This is a genomic window from Aeromonas sp. S11(2024) (genome assembly GCF_041402345.1).
GTDB lineage: Bacteria > Pseudomonadota > Gammaproteobacteria > Enterobacterales > Aeromonadaceae > Aeromonas > Aeromonas veronii.
This window is the reverse complement of sequence record NZ_JBGLRC010000018.1, coordinates 56,855-78,935: the sequence shown is the minus strand read 5'-3', so window position 1 is coordinate 78,935 and position 22,081 is coordinate 56,855. Positions and strand designations below refer to the sequence as shown.

At 55.4% G+C, this 22,081-nt stretch carries 19 protein-coding genes and 1 pseudogene; 7 read left to right on the top strand and 13 right to left on the bottom strand.

The features are described from left to right. Positions 1 to 105: 105 nt before the first annotated feature. The 4 genes and pseudogenes from ACB040_RS14755 to ACB040_RS14740 all read right to left on the bottom strand — a co-directional run. Positions 106 to 366, bottom strand: a pseudogene (locus ACB040_RS14755) (transposase); the annotation flags it as partial. A gap of 96 nt (positions 367 to 462) precedes the next feature. Next, positions 463 to 1,305 carry a phosphoadenosine phosphosulfate reductase family protein gene (locus ACB040_RS14750; protein WP_106844451.1) on the bottom strand — a complete coding sequence of 281 codons (843 nt, stop codon included), beginning with the start codon at positions 1,303 to 1,305 and terminating at the stop codon, positions 463 to 465. Continuing rightward, a complete protein-coding gene (locus ACB040_RS14745) occupies positions 1,298 to 4,621 on the bottom strand; it encodes an ATP-binding protein (protein WP_106844450.1) in 3,324 nt (1,107 codons plus the stop codon). The genes ACB040_RS14750 and ACB040_RS14745 overlap by 8 nt, the downstream gene beginning before the upstream one ends. Next, positions 4,614 to 5,534: a DUF4007 family protein gene (locus ACB040_RS14740; RefSeq protein ID WP_106844449.1), complete on the bottom strand. Its 921-nt coding sequence runs from the start codon at positions 5,532 to 5,534 to the stop codon at positions 4,614 to 4,616. The genes ACB040_RS14745 and ACB040_RS14740 overlap by 8 nt, the downstream gene beginning before the upstream one ends. Positions 5,535 to 5,848: 314 nt before the next feature. On the opposite strand from ACB040_RS14740, the gene ACB040_RS14735 reads away from it, so the two are divergent. From ACB040_RS14735 to repC, 3 genes are read left to right on the top strand one after another with little or no spacing between them, the layout of a single operon-like run. Continuing rightward, entirely contained in the window at positions 5,849 to 6,184 is a 336-nt protein-coding gene (locus ACB040_RS14735) for a helix-turn-helix domain-containing protein (protein ID WP_015848536.1), read from the top strand. Beyond that, complete coding sequence (locus ACB040_RS14730; RefSeq protein WP_306770631.1) at positions 6,171 to 7,049, top strand: helicase RepA family protein; 879 nt, start codon at positions 6,171 to 6,173, stop codon at positions 7,047 to 7,049. The genes ACB040_RS14735 and ACB040_RS14730 overlap by 14 nt, the downstream gene beginning before the upstream one ends. After that, positions 7,036 to 7,875 (top strand): replication protein C, IncQ-type, encoded by an 840-nt coding sequence (gene repC, locus ACB040_RS14725; RefSeq protein ID WP_106844448.1) that lies wholly within the window; start codon positions 7,036 to 7,038, stop codon positions 7,873 to 7,875. The genes ACB040_RS14730 and repC overlap by 14 nt, the downstream gene beginning before the upstream one ends. Before the next feature lie 201 nt (positions 7,876 to 8,076). Here the strand turns inward: repC and ACB040_RS14720 are convergent, their stop codons facing one another. The 9 genes from ACB040_RS14720 to ACB040_RS14680 all read right to left on the bottom strand — a co-directional run bounded on the left by ACB040_RS14720 (position 8,077) and on the right by ACB040_RS14680 (position 15,645). Further along, on the bottom strand, positions 8,077 to 9,216 hold the full coding sequence (locus tag ACB040_RS14720) for a site-specific integrase (protein ID WP_106844447.1): 1,140 nt from the start codon (positions 9,214 to 9,216) through the stop codon (positions 8,077 to 8,079). A gap of 162 nt (positions 9,217 to 9,378) precedes the next feature. Next, a complete protein-coding gene (mnmE, locus tag ACB040_RS14715; RefSeq protein ID WP_019445516.1) occupies positions 9,379 to 10,740 on the bottom strand; it encodes a tRNA uridine-5-carboxymethylaminomethyl(34) synthesis GTPase MnmE in 1,362 nt (453 codons plus the stop codon). A 99-nt stretch (positions 10,741 to 10,839) separates the two neighbouring features. Further along, a complete protein-coding gene (yidC, locus tag ACB040_RS14710; RefSeq protein ID WP_005355794.1) occupies positions 10,840 to 12,486 on the bottom strand; it encodes a membrane protein insertase YidC in 1,647 nt (548 codons plus the stop codon). A gap of 5 nt (positions 12,487 to 12,491) precedes the next feature. Further along, on the bottom strand, positions 12,492 to 12,740 hold the full coding sequence (yidD, locus tag ACB040_RS14705; RefSeq protein WP_010672280.1) for a membrane protein insertion efficiency factor YidD: 249 nt from the start codon (positions 12,738 to 12,740) through the stop codon (positions 12,492 to 12,494). Beyond that, a complete protein-coding gene (gene rnpA / locus ACB040_RS14700) occupies positions 12,707 to 13,066 on the bottom strand; it encodes a ribonuclease P protein component (protein WP_005339313.1) in 360 nt (119 codons plus the stop codon). The genes yidD and rnpA overlap by 34 nt, the downstream gene beginning before the upstream one ends. Continuing rightward, complete coding sequence (gene rpmH / locus ACB040_RS14695; RefSeq protein ID WP_005307156.1) at positions 13,066 to 13,200, bottom strand: 50S ribosomal protein L34; 135 nt, start codon at positions 13,198 to 13,200, stop codon at positions 13,066 to 13,068. Before rpmH ends, rnpA begins: the two co-directional genes overlap by 1 nt. A 270-nt stretch (positions 13,201 to 13,470) precedes the next feature. After that, a complete protein-coding gene (locus ACB040_RS14690) occupies positions 13,471 to 14,205 on the bottom strand; it encodes an amino acid ABC transporter ATP-binding protein (protein WP_371155352.1) in 735 nt (244 codons plus the stop codon). Between the two features lie 12 nt (positions 14,206 to 14,217). Next, entirely contained in the window at positions 14,218 to 14,886 is a 669-nt protein-coding gene (locus ACB040_RS14685; RefSeq protein ID WP_019445518.1) for an amino acid ABC transporter permease, read from the bottom strand. Then, positions 14,887 to 15,645: an amino acid ABC transporter substrate-binding protein gene (locus ACB040_RS14680; protein WP_005339308.1), complete on the bottom strand. Its 759-nt coding sequence runs from the start codon at positions 15,643 to 15,645 to the stop codon at positions 14,887 to 14,889. A 311-nt stretch (positions 15,646 to 15,956) separates the two neighbouring features. Here ACB040_RS14680 and dnaA point away from each other — a divergent pair, with 311 nt between their 5' ends. From dnaA to gyrB, 4 genes are all read left to right on the top strand, one after another. Beyond that, positions 15,957 to 17,327, top strand: a complete 1,371-nt coding sequence (gene dnaA / locus ACB040_RS14675; protein ID WP_005339307.1) for a chromosomal replication initiator protein DnaA — start codon at positions 15,957 to 15,959, stop codon at positions 17,325 to 17,327. A gap of 83 nt (positions 17,328 to 17,410) precedes the next feature. Continuing rightward, positions 17,411 to 18,514 carry a DNA polymerase III subunit beta gene (gene dnaN / locus ACB040_RS14670; RefSeq protein WP_005339306.1) on the top strand — a complete coding sequence of 368 codons (1,104 nt, stop codon included), beginning with the start codon at positions 17,411 to 17,413 and terminating at the stop codon, positions 18,512 to 18,514. Positions 18,515 to 18,516: 2 nt separating this feature from the next. Further along, positions 18,517 to 19,620 carry a DNA replication/repair protein RecF gene (gene recF / locus ACB040_RS14665; RefSeq protein ID WP_371155356.1) on the top strand — a complete coding sequence of 368 codons (1,104 nt, stop codon included), beginning with the start codon at positions 18,517 to 18,519 and terminating at the stop codon, positions 19,618 to 19,620. Next, positions 19,617 to 22,028 carry a DNA topoisomerase (ATP-hydrolyzing) subunit B gene (gyrB, locus tag ACB040_RS14660; protein ID WP_005357188.1) on the top strand — a complete coding sequence of 804 codons (2,412 nt, stop codon included), beginning with the start codon at positions 19,617 to 19,619 and terminating at the stop codon, positions 22,026 to 22,028. Before recF ends, gyrB begins: the two co-directional genes overlap by 4 nt. The last annotated feature ends 53 nt before the right edge of the window (positions 22,029 to 22,081 follow it).

The window sequence follows — 22,081 nt, the reverse complement described above, 5'->3', positions numbered from 1 at the left end:
TGACGGGGACTAAGCCTCCAAAAAGCAAACGACCACTGTCCGGTGAGATCAGTGTAGTGGACGTGTTTCTAATTCCATGGGCCACGGAGTGCCGGGGAGGCGGTTTTTTAGTATGTCCTTTTCACGTTCGAGTCGGTTGATACGGGCTTCCAGCTCCTGAATTTTTTGCTGCTCCGGAGTCAGTGCTTTGCTGATTGGGGTTGTGCCGCAGCGTTCGGATTGCAGTTGCTGAACCCAGCGGCGCAGTACGGTTTCACCGACATCCAGTGAACAGCTGGCTTCAGGGACAGAATATCCCTGGTCGAGCACCAGGGATGCGGCTTCGAGTTTGAATTGGGCAGTAAATGAGCGACGTAATCTTGTCATTGAACACCTCAGGTCATGGTGGCGACTGTACCACCTAAAATGGTGTCCGGGATGATTAGACCACTACACTCCAACACTGATAGCGCCTGTTTGATCTTATTTGTGGCAGATGTTGCAGGAACCATTCCCTTCGTCAGCTCCGTAAACATCATCGATGTCTTCGGGGCAGTCTTTCACAGGTCGAAGAGGATTGATGGGAATACTTAAGCGAAGACGCGCGCGACGGGTTTCGTATTCAGCCTTGATCTCTGCGATGCGTTCAGGTTTCTCCAAATCCCATAAGGATTCGCCCTTAGACCAAGTGAAAGGTGACCCATGCTCTAAGGCATCCTTCTCTAGCTCCTTGGCCTTCTCGAAATCCTCTGGGTGCTGTTCTTTTAGGCGCACCCATTCGATTTTTTGCTGGAAAAAGCAAAATGTGCAGCCACTTCGCGAGCGCCATTCGTAGTATTTGGGATAGCCCACACCCGAGGACTCCAGAATGTCAATCACGCCAGCTTTGTCGACGCCAGCTTCACGAAACGGAAATTTCACTATCAGATTTTGAGCTTTCGCAGAATAACCTTCGCGATAATCCTCATCCGCACGAATAGCCACGTAGGAAAATACGGTATCTCCGGCTGCCAGCCATGGTTTGACCCATTGTTCGAATGGCGCCAACTTGAGTTGGCGAGTGCACCAGCGCGTCTGTGGGCTAGGCAGAAAGTGATTGTACTCGCGAAGCCAAAAACGGAAATCTCGACGGGGATTAAGCCTCTCAATGGGCTTTCCCAAATAACCTTCGAGCCGCCCCAAGAACTCATAGACCTCGGGAAGCTCTTCACCCGTATCTGTAAAGAAGTAGTCTATCTCTAGCTCTGGATGATGATCGCGCATCCACACGGCAAGGGCGGCACTGTCTTTGCCTCCAGAGAGGCCTAATACATGTCTCTCAGACATCCACGTGCTCCTTTTCCTTTACCAGCTGCAAACTGATTTTGGCAAGGATTGCTAACGATACATCAGTATCCAACCCTTGATCTTGGAACATTTTGACTAACTCCATGGCCTTACTATCAACTGTCTGGCGATGACGATCCGAAATCGCGAATGATCGAGAGATAGTTGTAGTATTCGCACCGGTGCCAATAACTAAAGCCATGGCTTCGCTGCGAGCTTCGCGCCCTTTGACTGCGACAAAAGCCTCTGCTTCGCGGAATCGGCGAGCAAACTGGACAAGCTCGAGCACGGCCGTATCTATGTGACGATCAACCCAATCGCGTGGTGGCTTTTCTGCAGCCAGACTCAAAATCCCTTCAAGAGACTGACGACTACCATCGTATGACGCTAGTCGTGTAGAGAATGCATCGAGCCGAAAATGACCAGAGATACCAGCCACCAACTTTGCCCTTTCACGCAGAGAAGCTAAATCGTCTGAAGTCGCATCGAGAGCTTCGAGCATTTTGATTTCAATATCGGAGAGCATCTTTGGATAAACAGTTGCGATTTCTTGCAGTGGATTTCGCAAAGCAGCCAAATAGGTTGTCGCGTCGGTTGCACCCAGTAGTGAAGGCAGATCGACAAATAGGACTTTGTGTGGATCATTGGCCTTTAACAACATATCCCGAATTGCTTTAGCCGTCTCACCTAAGTGTTGGGTTCGACGAGCCCATTCAGGCATGTTGAACATCATGGCGACGAGACCACGTGCTGCCTCTAAAGGATCTGCTGCGCCGCCCTTTTCACCGATCTCTTCGAGTAGACTTGCGATTCCTTCAAGAATCTGGCTCTTATCCTTATCAATTGCGATCCAGCGGAGCGTAAAGCGGGTCGGGTCTTGCAAACACTCATCTATATCGGCATCGCTGAGTTTGGGAATGAACATTCCCTCTTTGTATACAGCGAGATTAGCCTTGTGTGCCAATAGGAACACTGTGAGGTAGACAGGGAGGATACCCTGCTTCATCCCCATTGCACTCCAACAGTCATAGACTGTTTTCACACCAACGCAGATATTGGCATCAGAAAAAAGCTGTCGGGTAATTGCCCACAATCTGCTGAAGCCGCTAGGGGAGGTAGAGGATGGCTCACAGAAACGCCAAGTCCCCCCTTCTTTTCTATAAAGTTTAGGAGCGACAAGCAGCGTTTCAAAAAGTCCTCTCTCGGCCGGAAACCCTTCTATACCCAACAGTTCTTGGCCTTCGGCGTTGAGCATTGCGTGTAGTAAATCACGCCGAGCTTTGACGCTGTTACTTGATATGTTGTCGCGATTGACTAGCTCGCTCCACACCCGAGGACAATTCCAGTAGCGATTGTCCGCGAGATCTGAGGCTAGCGGCGACAGTTTTGCTCCAGGTTCGATAACTGTGTCACTGCCATCGTACCACCTACACAATGAAACAGCGGCTTGTAACTGATTTTCGAGTATGGAGCGCGTAGCTGTTAAGCGAGCAGAAACCTCTCGACGGGCAACTGGGTCACCCTCAAGCTCATGGCGTTTTCTTACCTGTTCCAAAGCGATTAATTCAGCCGAAAGTTCAGCTATGCGAGCATGGTTGTCTGGGATGCCAACCAACACAGGCCAAGGTCGTTCATAAGAACAGGCTTGAGCTCGCTCTCGAGCCTCGCTAATAGTCATATCGCGATCAGGAAGAGCAAGAATAAACTGGCCGAATTCTCCCCGTTGGGGTGAATAGTTTTTAGCGATTTTCTCCGCTCGCTCAATGCTACATAAAGAGAGTTCCATCCAGCGCATAGAACCCGTTTCATGGTAATGCCGCTTGGCCACTACTGGATGTAAGCTCATGAGTTCGGATAACTTGGCGTAGTCAATTCCTGGAGATGCGGCCAGTGTTTTGGTAATGGCCGCATCGATGTCGAAATCACTTCCCTCAAAAACAGACCAGGCACCGGTGTAGCTCTTATATAACGCAACTTTTAGTGATGAGAGCTTATTAAGAGCCCCCTCGATCTGATCCTGTGGCACATCGTGGAATAGACTCAGCACCACTCGCAGGTCTGCGGACAACCCAGAACCATTACGGAACAGATCGATGATGGCTATGTTTTTGATGATCGCAACAAGCAGAGGATCACCAGACTTGGCCTCGGCGCGCTCTACAGCCTCGACAGCCTGGGACCAGCGATGTCCGTCGGAAGAGGCTAATATGGCAGGTTCTAGATTCGCGCGCAGATAGTCCCAATAATCGCTAGGTCGATAGCAAGTCGATTGGCATGCGGATGTGGATTGCAGGTAGGCACGGAATCCATAAGGCTCTACCGAGGAGAGAAAACCGAAGGTGCTACGCTCATTTTGGCCAAATTGCCGCCTAGAGATTGGGCCTAACAACGCTGCCATGGTGGGATGGAGCGGCCAGCAACGCTCCAGGGCGGCGGCAAAATTACTGCCGACTGTGGGGCGCAAAGCACTGATTGCCTCAGCAACCTTTTTTGATGCATCCCGCATCCATTCCGGACTCTGTTTGGTTTCAATGGCATTACCGATGAGCTCAACAACCTCATCGCTTGCAGCGACGAAGGGAAGATCCAAGTAACGGCCTTGGACCTTAGTCCAGTCATCACGAGTTTCTATCCCGAGGCGGTTAGCATACTGTGCGAATGATTGATGCAGCACTCCAATCACAACCAGTCGACCTTCGGAACGTGCCGCTGCCTCTGCTAGCTCTTGAAAGAAATAGACATCATCACCTGTATCCAAGGCTGATGCCTCAAGGAATTTGCCCATTTCATCGATAAAAACCAGTACACCATCATTCAGGCGGGCTTTGGCTTCAGCAAGAAGATCGTTAATGATGCGCTGTGCATTCGGCTTGTTTCGACCATCAAAACTCTTGCCTTGAGCTGTGCGAAAAGAATGCTCCAGCTCTTTGATGATGCTACCCCGGCGACCTACCACAGGAACAACAAGCCAGCCGTTTTGCACAGGAAAAGCTTTGTCGAAATCAGGCTTCGAGTTTAGGTTAAGGACTGCGCGAGCTTTATTTCGAAGATCATTTTTGGGGTGTAGGGCGCTAGCTAAGGCAACAGCCAAAGAAGACTTGCCACCGCCGAATGGGCCTGTCCATGTAAAACTACGTTGGTTGGTTGCCGCAAGCTGTCGACACATTCCATCCACCACTGTAGATGCGGTGGCATGGAAGATATAGCCGTCCAATGCATCGGAACGGCCAATGTCTGCATCGATTCGGATTGAGCGTTGGTATTGATGTGATATCTGAACGATGTCAGATAGCACCGGCTCTTTTGTCTCAATCATAGGCTCGTCTCACCATTTCATTTTTGTAGCTATCAGCAAGGTGTTTTCTATGGACTTGACGAAGTCCCGCTGAATCGGTCCACGCAAGCTTGCCATCGGTGAAGTCGGCCAAAGAAATTAGCCTTTGGGCAATCGACTCCTCGTCGAGTTTGAAGACACGTCCTGGCGACCCTTCGGCATAGGCGATCGCTTCGAAGGCTAGCGAGCTTTGGTTGGCTGCTGTCTTATTCCAAAAATCGATAAGGGCATAGGTAAAGATACCGTCATGGAGCGAGGCTTTGGGGCCTCTCCGGAACGCGTATTGCCCTTTGTGGACCTCATGGAGCAGCCCCAATTCACCAAGTAGAGGCTCGGCAAAATCTTCAGGAGAACCACTTGCTGCTCGTGGAGCGTAGCTGCGTATGCAGGTCTCCAAGTCACGAGAAACGGTGGCAGTAGATAGTCGATGTTTAGGGTCAAGACTGCGGGCATAGCTTGCCAAAGGCTCTTCGAGCTCTTGGCGTGTGAACGTAGGAGTCGTTACATGGTTGAATAGCCAATACCACGTGGTGGAGCGAATACACTTGCCTGCTAGTTGCCAATGCACGAACCATGCAGTAGAGGGGTTTTCTGCATACGGATCTAGTCCGTCCTTTGACAGGCAGTCCATGGCAAATTCTGTTACGCGGAATGCATCCCCTTCATCGGTCATAATTCCGCATGCCAAGGCCCAATGCCGAATTGATGCAACCATGTTCTTGCCAACACCGAAGGTGGCGATAGCGGAATCATCGGTGAAGACAGTTTTGGTGATCTGCCCGTTGGCTGCTTGGTCGAAAGCTTTCTTAAGCCACATTTGACGTAGTGGGAACGTTTCGTGTCCAGAGAAGTGGACTAACTTCTCACGGTTGAGTTTTGAGGTTGTGTTTTTCATGTTCGACAGCTTACACGGAACTGGTGAAGTCCTCCAGTTGGGACAGGATAATTTTAGTGCTGTATGAATGTACAGCTTTCTTTGTTGGATGTCTTGATTTTGGGAGCTGTAATCCATTTTCGCTAATTTGTTATGCTTATTGCTCAACCTAAGGGCGCCTTTGGTAATTTTTTCTTGCGAGCTTTCACATGTGAAAGTGTTTTTCCGTAAAAAACGCTCTTGGTGCCCAAATTGGACAACTACTGCGACGAGGATTTCGCCAAGCCCCCGGTACGCTCTTGCATGCTGATGTTTGTAACTAGGAGACAATCTGCATGCGCGAACAAAATTCGTCAGTTTTCAGTGATCCGAATGGGGCAATCCTGAAAGAGCTTTATGAGCTTAAGCAGTTGGTAATCCAGCAAGGACAGGCGCAAAAAGAGGTGCTTTCTGCCGAGGAGTGCGCTGAGTTGCTGGGGGTTTCTGTCTGCTATGTGTACCGGCTGACCAGTGAAAAGCGTCTGCCGCATTACAAGCCACAAGGCAAAAAGATCTACTTCAAGCGCGTTGAGCTGCTGGACTGGCTGCTCTCCCACCGCATTTCACCAGACGCCGAACTCACTGAGCATGTAACCAAGCGTGTGCGGCAAGCTAGCCATGGGCGGTTGTGAGGTGGGTATGACACAGGATCTGATTACATCTCTCTGCCCCCAGGATCTCCGGTCGGCTTTTATTGAACCTCCGAAACCCCTCGATTTTGTCCTCCCGGGGCTGCCTGTTGGCTGCGTTGGTGCGTTGGTGTCACCGGGAGGGGTGGGCAAATCGATGTTGGCATTGCAACTGGCAATGCAGATCGCCGGTGGGCCGGATTGGATTGGACTTGGCAAGCTGGGCAGGGGAACCGTGCTCTACCTGCCTGCTGAGGACCCTTGGCCTGTACTGCACCAGCGCTTGTTTGCCTTGGGCGGAGGTCTTGATGCTGAACTTCGTGCCAACGTCGAACGAAACCTTCGTCTTATACCGCTGCAGGGCTCCAGTCCGAATGTGCTGGATAGCCATTGGTGGGAAGCGATTGCTATATGGGCTGAAGGGGTGAGGTTGATTGTCATCGATACTTTGAGGCGCTTCCACGATGCCGACGAGAACGCGGCCTGTGCCATGACGCAGGTACTGGGTCAGTTGGAGCGGCTGGCCATGAGGCTGGGATGCGCTGTGTTGTTTGTACACCACACCAGCAAATCCGCAGTATTCCAAGAAGTTGGCGATCTGCAGCAGGCAAGCCGTGGTTCGTCGGTGCTGGTAGACAATGTGCGCTGGCAGGGCTACCTCGCCACTATGACCAAGAAAGAGGCGCAGCAGCTGGGTGTATCGGCAGAGAAGAGCAAGCTTCACGTGCGGTTTGGGGTAAGCAAAAGTAATTATGGGCCGCCACTACCGGAGCGCTGGTTGGTGCGGGGGGAAGGTGGCGTGCTGTATCCCGCTCCCGCTAGGTTGGGCGTAACACGCCGAGCGGGAGGCAAACGTGTCTTGCTTTGAATTGACCCATGCTAGGCATGACCATATGCACTGTCTTGCACCCGGGTTGTTTAGGGCGATCTCGCATGGCCAACGCCGCCGTGACAAGCTGGAGGTGATTTACCGTTTCGGTGGTGGCAATCAGATCGAGTTCTCCGGGCCTGAGCCGCTGGGTGCAGATGACCTCCGTGTGCTTCAGGGGTTGGTTGCCCTGGCTGGACTTGAGTCACAAAGTAACGAGATTGAGCCAGTTGCGGTGAGCGAAACTGGGGTGATATTGCGAGATCTTCTGGATCTTCGTTGGGCTGCCAACCAGCAAAGGGTATTGGTGGTCAGAAGCAGCCTGCGCAAACTGGCCAAGGAGGTTGGATACGCCAATCCTCGGGATACCAATACTGTACGTTGCTGTATCGAGCGATTGTGGAAGGTGTCGGTGATCGCAAAGGTGGCTGGCCAGCGTAGCGGCTTTCGCTTATTGGCGAACTATGTCAGTGACACTCAGACTGATGGACTTTTTTTGGCGCTTAATCCCTTGCTGACCTACGCCATTATGGGTAATGGTCGCCATGTTCGTATCGACATGACAGAAGTTCGGCACTTGAATGGCAGCATCGCTCGGTTGTTGCATCAGCGGCTATGTGCCTGGGTGGATTGTGGTCAGAAAAGGGCAGTGCAGTTAGACACCTTGGTCGCTTATGCCTTTCCCGATGAGGTCAGCACGGCCACCCATCGCAAGCGGCAATCACGAGTTCGTAAGGCATTGGATGAGCTGACTGCTTTGGGCTGGTCTATCTGCGAACATGCCAAGGGGCGGTTTACCATCGGCCGGCCTGCACTATCACGATAACGGTCACAAACTATCACGAAAGTGGTCACAAAGTTCACGATAACGGTCACAAGCCAATTCAGTGAAACCCAGTTACCGCTTGGGCTGCAGGGCGATCCTGAAATCCGATCTATATTATCTAAGATAATCTAGGCCAGCGCATGGTCGCGCTGGCCTATTTGTTGGCTCTTCCTGGCTATGATCTCGTCGAGGGTGCTTCTATCACCCCAAGACATTGGGGAAATCCAGCATGGCATCTCTTCGCCGTGATTCAAGGATGTCTGCATAGATCTCTGTTGTTCTCAATTCACTGTGCCCCAGCAAGCGGGAGAGGGCATAGATATCGACGCCGCGGTTAAGCTGGATCACGGCGAAGGTATGGCGTGCGCTGTGGAAGGTCACCTTCTTTGTGATCCCGGCCTGTAACGCCCAGCGGGTGAGCTCCATGTTGTGCCAGGCCGAGTACTTGAGGCCCTTGAAGATTCGCTCTGTTGCCTTGCCTGGGCGCCCCATCAGCCGCATCGCCATGTCATTCAGATCCAGGTATTGCAGGCCGCTAGTCTTCTTCTGGGTGAAGACGATGCGGTAATGGCCGTAGAAGGGCTCAAGCTCTGCCCAGGTTAGCTTGTGAATGTCGGACCAGCGCAAGCCAGTGCAGCAGGAGAACAGAAAGGCACGCTTAAGAACGTCGTAGCGGCACTCAGCCTGGGCCAAGGCTCGAACTTCGTCTTCGGTCAGGTAAACGCGCTTGTTCTTCTCCCCCTGGATGGCTTTGACACGCCGTACCGGATTATCCATCAGCAGCCGCTCCTGCTCTGCTTGGTTCAGGGCTGCCCTTAACTTGTTGAAGTAGGCGCTCTGGGTGTTGCGGCTCAGTGGCGTGCCGCTTTTAGTGCGGGCCTTGTGCATCAGGTAGTGCCGAAAACCCTCCAGGAACAGCTGATCGACCTCCTCTAAAGTCAGGTTCGGCAGTTTATGGAACTGGCGCAAATGCTTGAGGGTAGACACCCAGATGGAATGGTTGCTCTTACTGCCTGCCGCCTTTTGGTCGGTCACTTCCTGGAAGTACTCAAAGAAGCTGGCCTGGTGGGCGTTCAAAAAATCCAGGTGGTGTTTGCCGGTCTCGTATTCGAAGAGCCGCTTGGCGCGGATGGCTTCGGCTGCCCGCTGGGTTTCTTTGTTGTGGAGCCGCTGTGCTGGGGTACGCGGCTTGTCGTATAGGAAGAGATCCAGGCTCTCTCTGCTGCGCTTGTGCTTGCGTATGCCTGTGGCTGGTTCAAGGTAGGAGCCGGCGTAATAGGTTAAGCGCAGAGCGCGCTTGCCTTCGGCGTCCGGTGCGCGGTATTCGATGCTGATCTTCATGAGTGTCCCCCAAAAGTACCCCAAGAGGTTACTTCGGGGTACTCTCGGGGTAAATTCTCACGAAACAAGATCAGGCAAGAACAGCCAGTAAAAAACAAAGTCCAATATTTACAATGTCTTATGTTCTTTATGGCTGCTTTTTATTGCTGATTTTTCACCACATTACTTGCCGATGCAGAAGCTGGAGAAGATACGACCCAGCAGATCGTCGGAGCTGAATTCACCGGTGATCTCGGAGAGGGACTCCTGCGCCAGGCGCAACTCTTCGGCCACCAGCTCGCCAGCCACGAACACTTCCAGCTGCTCTTTGGCCACCAGCAGCCGCTCGGCAGCACGCTCCAGCGCATCCAGATGGCGGCGGCGGGCCATAAAGCCCCCTTCGGTGTTGCCCTGGAAGCCCATGCAGGCTTTCAGGTGCTCGCGCAGGGCGGGCAGCCCCAGCTCGGTTTTGGCGGAGATGCGGTAGACGGCGTGGCCCTGCTCCTGGCTCGGTGCCAGATCCTCGCCGGTCAGATCGGCCTTGTTGCGAATGACGGTGAGGCCGATGTTTTTTGGCAACCGATCAACAAATTCCGGCCAGATCTCCCGCGGGTCAACCGCGTCCGTGGTGGTGCCATCCACCATAAACAGCACCCGATCGGCCTGTTCAATCTCGGCCCAGGCGCGTTCGATACCGATCTGCTCCACCTTGTCCTGAGTGTCGCGCAGACCGGCGGTGTCGATGATGTGCAGCGGCATGCCATCGAGATGGATGTGTTCGCGCAGCACGTCGCGGGTGGTGCCAGCGATCTCGGTGACGATGGCCGACTCGCGGCCCGCGAGGGCATTGAGCAGGCTCGATTTGCCGGCGTTGGGACGACCGGCGATCACCACCTTCATCCCTTCCCGCAGCAGAGCGCCCTGTTTGGCTTCCCCGCGCACGTCGTCCAGCTCGGACATGATGGCGTAGAGGTCGCCCGCCACCTTGCCGTCGGAGAGGAAGTCGATCTCCTCGTCCGGGAAGTCGATGGCCGCTTCCACATAGATGCGCAGCCGGATCAGGCTCTCCACCAGTTGCTGGATTTTGCTGGAGAACTGCCCCTGCAGGGAGTGCATGGCGCTGCGGGCGGCCTGTTCGCTGGAGGCTTCAATAAGGTCAGCGATAGCTTCGGCCTGGGCCAGATCCAGCTTGTCGTTGATGAAGGCGCGCTCGCTGAACTCGCCGGGGCGGGCAGGGCGGATGCCATCGATTTTCAGAATGCGGCGGATCAGCATGTCCATGATGACGGGGCCGCCGTGGCCCTGCAGCTCCAGCACATCCTCGCCGGTAAAGCTGTTGGGTGCTTTGAACAGCAGGGCGATGCCCTGATCCAGTACCTGGCCTTGCTCATCCTTGAACGGCAGATATTCGGCGTAGCGCACCCGCGGGAGCTTGCCGAGCACTATCCCGGCGACCTGTTCGGCGGCGGGGCCGGAGACCCGGACTATGCCGACGCCACCACGGCCTGGCGCGGTGGCCTGGGCCACGATCGTATCTGTTGTCATCTTGCTTGGCTCGTTTGTTCGCTGATAGGAAAACGTAGTGGGAGACATTGTAATAAAAAAGGCGGCCCGAAGGCCGCCTCTTTTGTCATCACGGGAAGATTAGCTGCGTGAATGCAGTCCTTTCTTCTCCAGCTGACGATAGATGATGGTCTGCTGGATGATGGAGATGACGTTGCTCACCAGCCAGTAGAGAGTCAGGCCAGCCGGGAACCAGAGGAACATGAAAGTGAAGATGATCGGCATGAACTGCATCACTTTCTGCTGCATCGGGTCGGTTACGGTGGTCGGGCTCATCTTCTGCAGATACCACATGGAGGCACCCATGAGGATTGGCAGCACGAAGAAGGGGTCCTTCACTGACAGGTCAGTGATCCACAGGGCAAACGGCGCGTGACGCAGTTCAACGGACTCCATCAGTGCCCAGTAGAGGGCGATGAAGATCGGCATCTGAACCAGGATCGGCAGGCAGCCACCCAGCGGGTTGACCTTCTCCTTCTTGTACAGCTCCATCATGCCCTGAGACATCTTCTGGCGGTCATCGCCGAAGCGCTCACGCAGGGCCGCAATCTTGGGTTGCAGCATGCGCATCTTGGCCATGGAGGTGTACTGGGCCTTGGTCAGCGGGAACATGATGCCGCGTACCAGCAGGGTCAGCATGATAATGGCCAGACCCCAGTTCTGGACGAAACCGTGGAACACGGTCAGCAGCCAGTGCAGCGGTTGGGCGATGAACCACAGCCAGCCGTAGTCGACGGTCAGGTCGAGGTGGTTAGCCACCTTGGCCATCTGGTCTTGCAGCTTGGGACCGACCCACAGCTTGCTGGTCACTTCGGCCTGTTGGCCGGCGGCCACGTCTACCAGCGGCGCCTTGTAACCGATGATGGCCTGGCCTTTACCAGGGATCACGCGGCTGTAGAAGCTGTTGGTATCGTCGGCATTCGGTGCCCAGGCAGAGACGAAGTAGTGTTGCAGCATGGCGACCCAACCACCCTTGGTGGTCTTGTTCAGGTCGGCATCCTTCATCTCGTCGAAGGTGTACTTCTTGTAGCGGGTATCTTCAGTGGAGAAGGCACCACCACGGTAAGCGCTGGCTACCATGGCATGACCTTCCTGATCCTTCGGCGTTGCTACGGTCTGCTTCAGCTGACCATAGAACTGCACCTGAACCGGCTCGGCAGATTTGTTGTCGATCTTGTAATCAACGCCAACGGCATAGTCGCCACGCTTGAGGATGAACTCCTTGGTGAAGACCACGCCCTTGCTGTCGGTCCAGGTCATCGGAACGACGACTTGATCCTGACCATCGGCCAGCTGATAGCTGGTCTGGGCGGCTTCATAGGTAGGACGACCTTCGGCCTGACTGTCCGGACCGTTGCGACCCACCAGACCGCTCTGGGCGATATAGAGGTGCTCAGGCTTGCTGGTCAGCAGCACGAACGGTTGGTCCTTGCCCTCTTCCAGTTTGTGAGACAGCAGTTCGGCAGACACGACGTCACCACCCTGGGTATCTAGGGTCAGCTTGAGCACGTCAGAGGAGACGGTGATCAGCTTGCGTGCGGCAGTCGCGTTGGCTTGCTCGGAAACCTGAGGAATATCACCGGTCTGACCGGCTTCAGGTACGAAATGTTCGGTTTGGGCCACGGTAGTCGGGGCCGGCTTCGGAGCCTTGTCGGACTCCCACTGTTGCCAGAGCAGAAAGCTCACGAACAGCAAACCGATCAGGAGTAGATTGCGTTGTGATTCCATAGTCTTCAGTTTCTTCGCTTTGGTTGCGGAACCGGGTCATAACCACCCTCGGATAAGGGATGGCATTTTAATAGACGTTTGCTAGCTAACCAAACGCCTTTTATGAAACCGTGAAGTCGGATGGCTTCTATCGCAAATTGGGAACAAGTTGGAGTAAAACGGCAGCGCGGCCCGAGCAGAGGGCTAATGATTAGCTGATACAGGCGTATCAGTTTGATAGCTACCCATTGCAACGGCGTGACAGAGTGCGCCATAGCTTTTCCAGTAACTTGAACAGTTCCTCGTTATCCATCTCTTTCACACCGGCTTTGGCGATCACCACGATGTCGATAGCGGGCAGCTGATGTTGTTTGAGGCGGAAACTTTCCCGGACCACCCGTTTGACACGGTTACGCCAGACGGCACGCTTGAGTGCTTTTTTGGGCACAGCGAGACCAAGACGAGAGTGTTCGAGTGAATTGGGGCAGGCGAGAAGCGTAATTTGCGGGGAAGCAGCCCGGACAGGCTCGGCGAAAACGCGTTTGAAGTGTTCGGGAGTTAACAGACGTAACTCCCGAGAGAAGGTGTGCTGGGTAGGCATTAAACTACCAGACGGGCACGACCCTTGGCACGACGAGCGGCCAGAACTTTACGACCGTTGGCAGTTGCCATGCGGGCGCGGAAACCGTGAGAGCGCTTGCGCTTCAGGTTGGACGGTTGAAAAGTACGTTTCATGATTCGATTCCGTATTTCTGTACAGTTTTGATTGTCACACTTAGCCGACGCGCCAGCTATAGCGTGTGACGACTAGCAAAAGAGGCCGAATTCTAAACAGAGTTCGGCTTTTAGTCAATCCGCCGTTCCCTCTCATCCTGCCGTGGTCTTGAAAAGGCCGCTGCCGAGCGTGAGGATCCAGAGGATCAAGGGCTCCGGATTATACTGGCAACCCGGGGTTAAACAAGGGATCCCTCAATAAAAAAGGCGGCCAGGCCGCCAAAGAGAGAGCTATTTAAGGACTTTCCGCAAGAACTCCCGGGTACGGGGATCCTTGGGATCGACCAATATCTGATCCGGCGGGCCCTGCTCGACGATCCGCCCCCCTTCCATGAAGATCACCCGATCGGCAACATCACGAGCAAATTCAATCTCATGGGTCACCACCACCATGGTCTGGTGCTGGCGGGCCAACTCTTTCATCAGTCCCAAAACCTCGTCGACCCACTCGGGATCGAGGGCCGAGGTGGGCTCGTCAAACAGGATCGCCTTGGAGTGGGCCGCCATGGCGCGGCCAATGCCGACCCGTTGTTGCTGGCCGCCCGAGAGCGACGCCGGATAGGCATCCTGCTTGTCGGCAAGACCAATGTCCTTGAGGATGCCGAGCGCTGTGGCACGGGCCTCCGCTTTTGGTTGCTTCCAGACGGTGATCAGCCCTTCGGCGATGTTGTCGAGCGCCGTCTTGTTGGCAAACAGGGCGTAGTTCTGGAACACGAAGGAGGCCCGTTTACGCAGCTCGATCGCCTGCTGTTCGCTGGCCTTGGCCAGATTGAGCTCGAGATCGTCGATGGCAAGGGTGCCCGCATCCGGGGTCTCCAGCAGGTTCAGGCAGCGCAACAGGGTCGACTTGCCGGTGCCTGAGGGGCCGATGATGACGACAATTTCCCCCTTTTTGACCTCCAGATCGATGCCGTTGAGCACCTGATTGCCGTGATATGCCTTGGAGAGGCCGGTTAGCTTGATCATGAACGCCCTCCTTTAATAGGCACGGTTGAGACGGACTTCCAGCAGATGCTGCAAGCGGGTAAAGAAGATCACCACTACCCAGTAGATCAGCGCCACCGCCATAAAGCTCTCGAAGAACTTGAAGGAGGAGGAGGCTTCCATCTGCGCTTTGCCCATGATCTCGGCTACCCCCAGGGTGAAGGCCAGCGAGGTGCTCTTGATCATATCGATGAAGTAGTTCATCAGCGACGGAGTGGCGATACGGGCCGCCTGCGGCAGGATGATCCGCTGCATCGCCTGATAACGGCTCATGCCGATACTGAGCGCCGCTTCCATCTGGCTTTTGTGAATGCCGAGGATGGCTGCGCGGATCGACTCGGCCATATAGGCGGCGAAGTGCAGGGTCAGACCGACGATGGCGGCGGTAAAGGCATCCATCCCCACGAAGATCGGGAACAGTTGCGGCAGTCCGTAGTAGAGCAGGAACAGCTGAACGAGTAGCGGTGTACCCCGAAAGAACGAGATATAGAGCATCGCCAGCCAGTGAATCGCGGGGACGCGAAACACCCGTACTATCGCCAGGGCCAGCGAGAGTACGAGTGCCAGCACGAATCCCCACAGGGCCATCTCCATCGTAGTGCCCAGATATTTGAGCAGGATGGGAAACAGCCCCAGCGTGTATTCGAGGTCAAATTCCATCATTTATTTGTCGGTGATGTCGGAAGCGAACCATTTCTCGGAGATCTGACGCAGGGAGCCATCCTTGCGCATGGCGGTCAGGGCCTCGTCGACCTTCTTCAGCAGCGCCTGTTTCTCCGGGGTCTTCAGGAAGGGCAGGGCGTTCTCGATAGTCTCGAACGGTGCGCCAGCCTGTTGCAGCGGCAGCTTGGACTCCTTGATCAGCTGGGCGGTGGAGACGCGGTCCATCACGAAGGCATCGATGCGACCCAAGGCGACATCCTGCTCGAAGGCGGAGTCATAGGTGCGGATGTCGATCTTCTTGTTCGGGTCATTCTTGCGCAGCAGCTCTTCAAAGTTGGAACCCAGGTTCACGGCCACCTTCTTGCCTTCCAGATCCTTGATACCGTGAATGGTGCTGTTGCCCTTGCGTACCACGATCTGGGCGCCGTCATAGACGTAAGGCTGGGAGAAGTCGTACTTCGCCTTGCGCTCGTCGGTGATGGTGATCTGGTTGGAGATGGTGTCGATGCGGCCGGTTTCCAGCATGCCGAACAGGCCGGAGAAGCTGGCAGTCACGAATTCGACCTTGTAGCCGGTACGCTCGCCGATCTGGTTCCACATATCCACTTCAAACCCTTGCAGCTTGTCCTGCTTGACGAAGGTGAACGGGAAATATTTGCCAGACATGCCGACCTTGATGGTCTCCTGGGCGATGGCCTGACCGGACAGGGTGGCGAGCAGGATGGCTGCGCCGGAAATCAGTTTGATGGATGTTTTCATGGTGTTTCTCTCTCTCAATGTCTTGTATTTGTAGTTGTAATAACTGGTTTGGCCCTGATGTTATTGGAATAAAATTTAAAAAATAAATGACATTTGGTTATATGAAATAACAGGAGAGAAGCACGGGATCGACCAATCCGGACGGTGGATCAAGCTGTGGGTAACTTTGGGGATGAAATCCGATCCAAAGGCGCTGGATCCTTGAAAGTCAAGGATCTTATTTGCTGGATCCACCGGGCGATGGCTGGAGATCCGGCGGCTAAAAACGTAGAATAGCCGGTCTTTAGTTAATCAATCGACAGGAGTTTAGAGTGACTGCTTCGCTATGGCAGCAGTGCCTTAACCGGCTGCAAGATGAGTTGCCCTCGGCAGAATTCAGCATGTGGATCCGGCCGCTTCAAGCGGAGTTGAGTGACAATACTCTGACCCTGTATGCACCGAATCGCTTTGTTCTGGACTGGGTACGAGACAAGTATCTCATCCGGGTTAACGGCATCATCAACGAACTCTGCGGGGTCGACGGCCCCGCCCTGCGTTTTGATATAGGTAATCGTCCCCATCCTGTTGCTGTCGCCAGAGCGCCGGTACAGGGTGCCGCGCCTGTGAATAACTTGCAGAAGAGCTGGGAAAGCAAGGCTGAAGCCAAGCCCGAGCCGAACCACAAGAGCAATACCAACGTGAACTATACCTTCGAGAATTTCGTCGAGGGTAAGTCCAACCAGTTGGCGCGTGCGGCTGCCCGTCAGGTAGCGGACAATCCGGGTGGTGCTTACAACCCGCTGTTCCTCTATGGCGGCACCGGCCTGGGTAAAACCCACCTGTTGCACGCCGTTGGCAATGCTATCAAGGAGAGTAAAAAAGATGCCAAAGTCATCTATATGCACTCCGAGCGGTTTGTTCAGGACATGGTGAAAGCGCTGCAAAACAACGCCATTGAAGAGTTCAAGCGTTACTACCGCAGCGTCGATGCCCTGCTCATCGATGACATCCAGTTCTTCGCCAACAAGGAGCGCTCCCAGGAGGAGTTCTTCCATACCTTCAATGCCTTGCTGGAAGGTAACCAGCAGATCATCCTCACCTCGGATCGCTATCCGAAGGAGATCAACGGTGTCGAGGATCGCCTCAAGTCCCGCTTCGGCTGGGGCCTGACCGTGGCGATCGAACCGCCGGAGCTGGAGACCCGCGTCGCGATCCTGATGCGCAAGGCAGACGAGAACCAGATCCATCTGCCGGACGAAGTGGCCTTCTTCATCGCCAAACGTCTGCGATCCAACGTCCGTGAACTGGAAGGTGCCCTCAACCGGGTGATCGCCAACGCCAACTTCACCGGCCGTGCCATCAATATTGATTTCGTGCGCGAAGCGCTGCGCGACCTGTTGGCACTGCAGGAGAAGCTGGTCACCATCGACAATATCCAGAAGACGGTGGCGGAGTACTACAAGATCAAGCTGGCGGATCTGCTCTCCAAGCGCCGTTCCCGCTCTGTTGCCCGTCCGCGCCAACTGGCGATGGCACTGGCCAAGGAGCTGACCAACCACAGTTTGCCGGAGATAGGTGATGCCTTTGGTGGCCGTGACCACACTACCGTTCTTCATGCCTGCCGCAAGATCGAGCAGCTGAAGGAGGAGAGTCACGACATCAAGGAGGACTATTCCAACCTGATCCGTACTCTTTCTTCCTGATAACGGAATCGAGTGGACAGATGCAGCGCGAATATTCCAACCTGATCCGAATCTTTTCCTCCTAATCACAACGGAGAGCACAGATGCAGCTCGAAATTAGCCGTGAGGCCCTGTTACGTCCTCTGCAACTGGTGTCCGGCGCCCTCGGCGGCCGACCGACCCTGCCGATCCTCGGCAACGTGCTGCTTGATGTCAGCAACGGTCTGCTGTCACTGACCGGTACCGATCTCGAAGTAGAGATGATCGGTCAGGTCTATCTGAACGGGGCCAGCGAAGATGGCCGCACCACAGTACCGGCGCGCAAGCTGCTGGATATCTGCCGTGGTCTGCCGGAAGGCGCCGAGATCCGTCTCAATACCGAAGGCGAGCGCCTGATCATCCGCTCCGGTCGTTCCCGCTTCAACCTCTCGACCCTGCCGGCAACCGAGTATCCGAACATCGAGGATTGGGAATCCGTGCTCGAGTTTGATATCAGCCAGCTGGAGCTGAAGAAGCTGATCGATGCGACCCAGTTCTCCATGGCCAGCCAGGACGTGCGTTACTACCTGAATGGCATGCTGTTCGAGAGCGAAGGTCACGGTCTGCGCACCGTGGCGACCGACGGTCACCGTCTGGCCACCTGCCGCCGCGAGGTAGTAGGGGAATCGCTGCCCGATCATCAGGTTATCCTGCCGCGCAAAGGGGTATTGGAGCTGGTGCGTCTGCTGGAAGCGGAAGACAAGCCGGTGCGGCTGCAGATCGGTCGCAGTAATCTGCGTGCTGCGCTGGACGGCTTCATCTTCACCTCCAAGCTGGTGGATGGCCGCTTCCCGGACTGGCGCCGCGTCATTCCGCGCAACAGCGACAAGGCCTTGATCGCCGGCCGTGAGGATCTGCGTCAGGCGTTTGCCCGCGCCGCCATCCTCTCCAACGAGAAATTCCGTGGGGTGCGTCTCAATCTGCAGGAAAACCTGCTGCGCATCACCGCCAACAACCCGGAACAGGAAGAAGCCGAAGAGCTGCTTGACGTACAATATGCCGCTGGCGAGATGGAGATCGGCTTTAACGTCTCTTATGTGCTCGACGTGCTGAATACGTTAAAATGTGACCAAATTCGGATTAGCCTGAGCGATTCCATCAGCAGTGCCATTATTGAGGATTTTGAACATCAGGATGCTCAGTACGTGGTGATGCCGATGCGGATCTAGTCGTGTCCCTGGTCAAACTCCAGCTCAGCGACTTTCGCAATATCCAGCAAGCCAGTCTCAAGCTGTCGCCCGGCCTCAACATTTTGGTCGGGTGCAATGGCAGTGGCAAGACCAGCGTGCTGGAAGCCATTCACTACCTTGGTCTGGGGCGCTCCTTTCGCACTCATTTGACCGGGCGGGTCATCCGCCAGGGGGAGAGGGCGTTTACCCTGTTTGCCCAGTGCGAGCTGGAGGGGCGTCAGGTACCGATCGGTCTTGCCAAAGATAAGAGTGGCGAGACCCAGCTCAAGATTGCCGGGGCACAGGCCCAGCGGCTTGCCGATTTGGCGGAGCTGTTGCCGGTGCAGTTGATCCATCCCGATGGTTTCAACTTGCTGACGGGCGGGCCTCAGGCTCGCCGCGCCTGGCTCGATTGGGGGGTCTTCCATCAGGAGCCGACCTTCTTTGCCCTGTGGGGACGAGTGCGGCGGCTGCTGAAACAGCGCAATGCGCTGCTGCGCCAGAGTACCCAGTACCGCCAGCTGGCGTTCTGGGATCAGGAGCTGGTGCGGCTGGGTGGTGAGCTGGCCGAGTTTCGCGCCAGTTATTGTCAGGCCATTACGCCCCTGATCAAGGAGATGACGACGGATTTTCTGCCGGAATTCGATATCAGTCTCGGCTTTTACCGGGGCTGGGAGAAAGACACTCCCCTCGGCGATCTGCTGGAGGCGGGGTTTGAGCGGGATCGGGCGCTGGGCTATACCGGTGTCGGTCCACAAAAAGCCGATGTGCGCCTCAAGGCGAACGGGGTGCCCGCTCAGGATATTTTGTCCCGGGGTCAGCTGAAGTTGCTGGTCTGCGCCATGCGACTGGCCCAAGGGCTCTATTTGAATCAACATAGCAGCCGTGGCTGTATTTTTTTAATTGACGATTTTGCCTCTGAACTGGATGTCGACAAGCGCCGCTTGCTGGCCGCAAGGCTGAAGCAGTGTGCGTCCCAGGTGTTTATCACCGCCATCGACACCGGTCAGCTCGCAGACATGATGGATGCGAATGACTGCAAGTTGTTCCACGTGGAACAGGGTAAAATCTCCGAAACGTTAGAGAAGGCAGAGAGTAAGCTATGAGTGAAAATACTTACGACTCCTCGAATATCAAGGTGCTGAAGGGCCTGGATGCGGTCCGCAAGCGCCCGGGGATGTATATCGGCGATACGGATGATGGCTCGGGTCTGCACCACATGGTGTTCGAGGTCGTCGATAACTCCATTGACGAGGCGCTCGCTGGCTACTGCTCCGATATTCTGGTCAAGATCCATTCCGACGGTTCTGTCTCTGTGCGTGACAATGGCCGGGGTATCCCGGTAGACATGCACGAGGAGGAGGGCCGCTCCGCCGCAGAGGTCATCATGACCGTGCTGCACGCTGGCGGTAAGTTTGATGACAACTCCTACAAGGTATCCGGCGGCCTGCATGGCGTGGGTGTCTCGGTAGTTAACGCCCTCTCTGACAAGCTGTTGCTGACTATTCGTCGTAACGGCCACGTCTACGAGCAGACCTATCATCTGGGTGAGCCGCAAGCGCCGCTCAAGCAGATTGGCGACAGCACCGGTACCGGGACCGAAGTTCGCTTCTGGCCGAGCCCGGCCATTTTCAGCGATACCCTGTTCCACTACGAGATCCTGGCCAAGCGCCTGCGCGAGCTCTCCTTCCTCAACTCCGGTGTCTCCATCCGTCTGCAAGACGAGCGTGATGGCCGCGAGGCGCATTTCTGCTACGAGGGTGGCATCAAGGCATTCGTTGAATACCTGAACCAGAACAAGACCCCGATCCACCCGAAGGTGTTCCATTTCACCACCGAGCAGGATGGTATCGGCGTTGAAGTGGCGATGCAGTGGAACGACGCCTATCAGGAAGGGGTCTACTGCTTCACCAACAACATCCCGCAGCGGGATGGTGGTACTCACCTCGTTGGTTTCCGTACCGCGCTGACCCGTACTCTGAACTCCTATATGGACAAAGAGGACTACAGCAAGAAGGCCAAGTCTGCCGCCAGTGGCGACGACGTACGTGAAGGTCTGATTGCCGTTATCTCCGTCAAGGTGCCGGATCCCAAGTTCTCCTCCCAGACCAAAGACAAGCTGGTCTCTTCCGAAGTGAAGACCGCCGTTGAACAGGCGATGGGTGAGAAGCTGGCGGACTTCCTGCTGGAAAACCCGGGCGATGCCAAGATAGTGGTCAACAAGATCATCGATGCGGCCCGTGCCCGTGAAGCGGCCCGCAAAGCTCGCGAACTGACTCGCCGCAAAGGCGCGCTGGATATCGCCGGTCTGCCCGGCAAGCTGGCTGACTGTCAGGAAAAAGACCCGGCTCTCTCCGAACTCTACATAGTGGAAGGGGACTCTGCTGGCGGTTCCGCCAAGCAAGGTCGCAACCGTAAGAACCAGGCCATCCTGCCGCTCAAGGGCAAGATCCTGAACGTAGAGAAGGCCCGTTTCGACAAGATGATCTCCTCGCAAGAGGTGGGCACCCTGATCACCGCACTGGGCTGCGGTATCGGTCGCGACGAGTACAACCCGGACAAGCTGCGTTATCACAACATCATCATCATGACCGATGCGGACGTCGATGGTGCGCACATCCGAACCCTGCTGCTGACCTTCTTCTATCGTCAGATGCCGGAAATCATCGAACGTGGCTACGTCTACATCGCCCAGCCGCCGCTCTACAAGGTTAAGAAGGGCAAGCAGGAGCAGTATTTGAAAGACGAAGACGCGCTGCTGCAGTACCAGACCGCCATGGCGCTGGATGGTGCTACCCTGCACGTTAACGAGTCTGCCCCGGCCATCGGTGGCGAGGCACTGGAGCGTCTGGTCAACCAGCATCGCTCGGTGACTCACCTGATCACCCGCATGTCCCGCCGTGCGCCGGAAGCCGTGCTGACCCAGCTGATCTATCAGCCGGAGCTGAACGAAGCGCTGCTGAACAGCGAGAGCGATCTGCTGGCCTGGTGTCAGGGTATGGAAGCCGTGCTCAACGAGAGCAACCACGGTATCCAGTACCAGATCCAGGTTCGTCGTGACGAAGAGCGCAGCCTGTACGTTCCGCACGCCGTGGTACGTCAGCACGGTGTCGATCGCGAATATCCGCTCAGCTACGACTTCCTGCAGTCCGGTGAATACCGTCAGCTGGTTTCGCTGGGTAAGGAGATCGCCAACCTGATCGAGGAAGGTGGTTTCATCAAGCGTGGCGAGAAGGTGAAGCCGGTTGCCAACTTCGTGGAAGCCGTCGAGTGGCTGATGGGCGAAGGCAAACGCGGCATCTACATCCAGCGCTATAAAGGGCTGGGTGAGATGAACCCGGACCAACTGTGGGAAACCACCATGGATCCGGAAGCCCGCCGCATGCTGCGCGTCACCATCGACGACGCCGTCGGCGCTGACCAGCTCTTCTCCACCCTGATGGGTGATGCCGTTGAGCCCCGTCGTGACTTTATCGAGACCAACGCCCTGCGCGTAGCCAACCTCGACGTTTAATCGACGCTGTCAGCTCGATATAAAAAAGCCGCTCCCTGTGAGCGGCTTTTTGT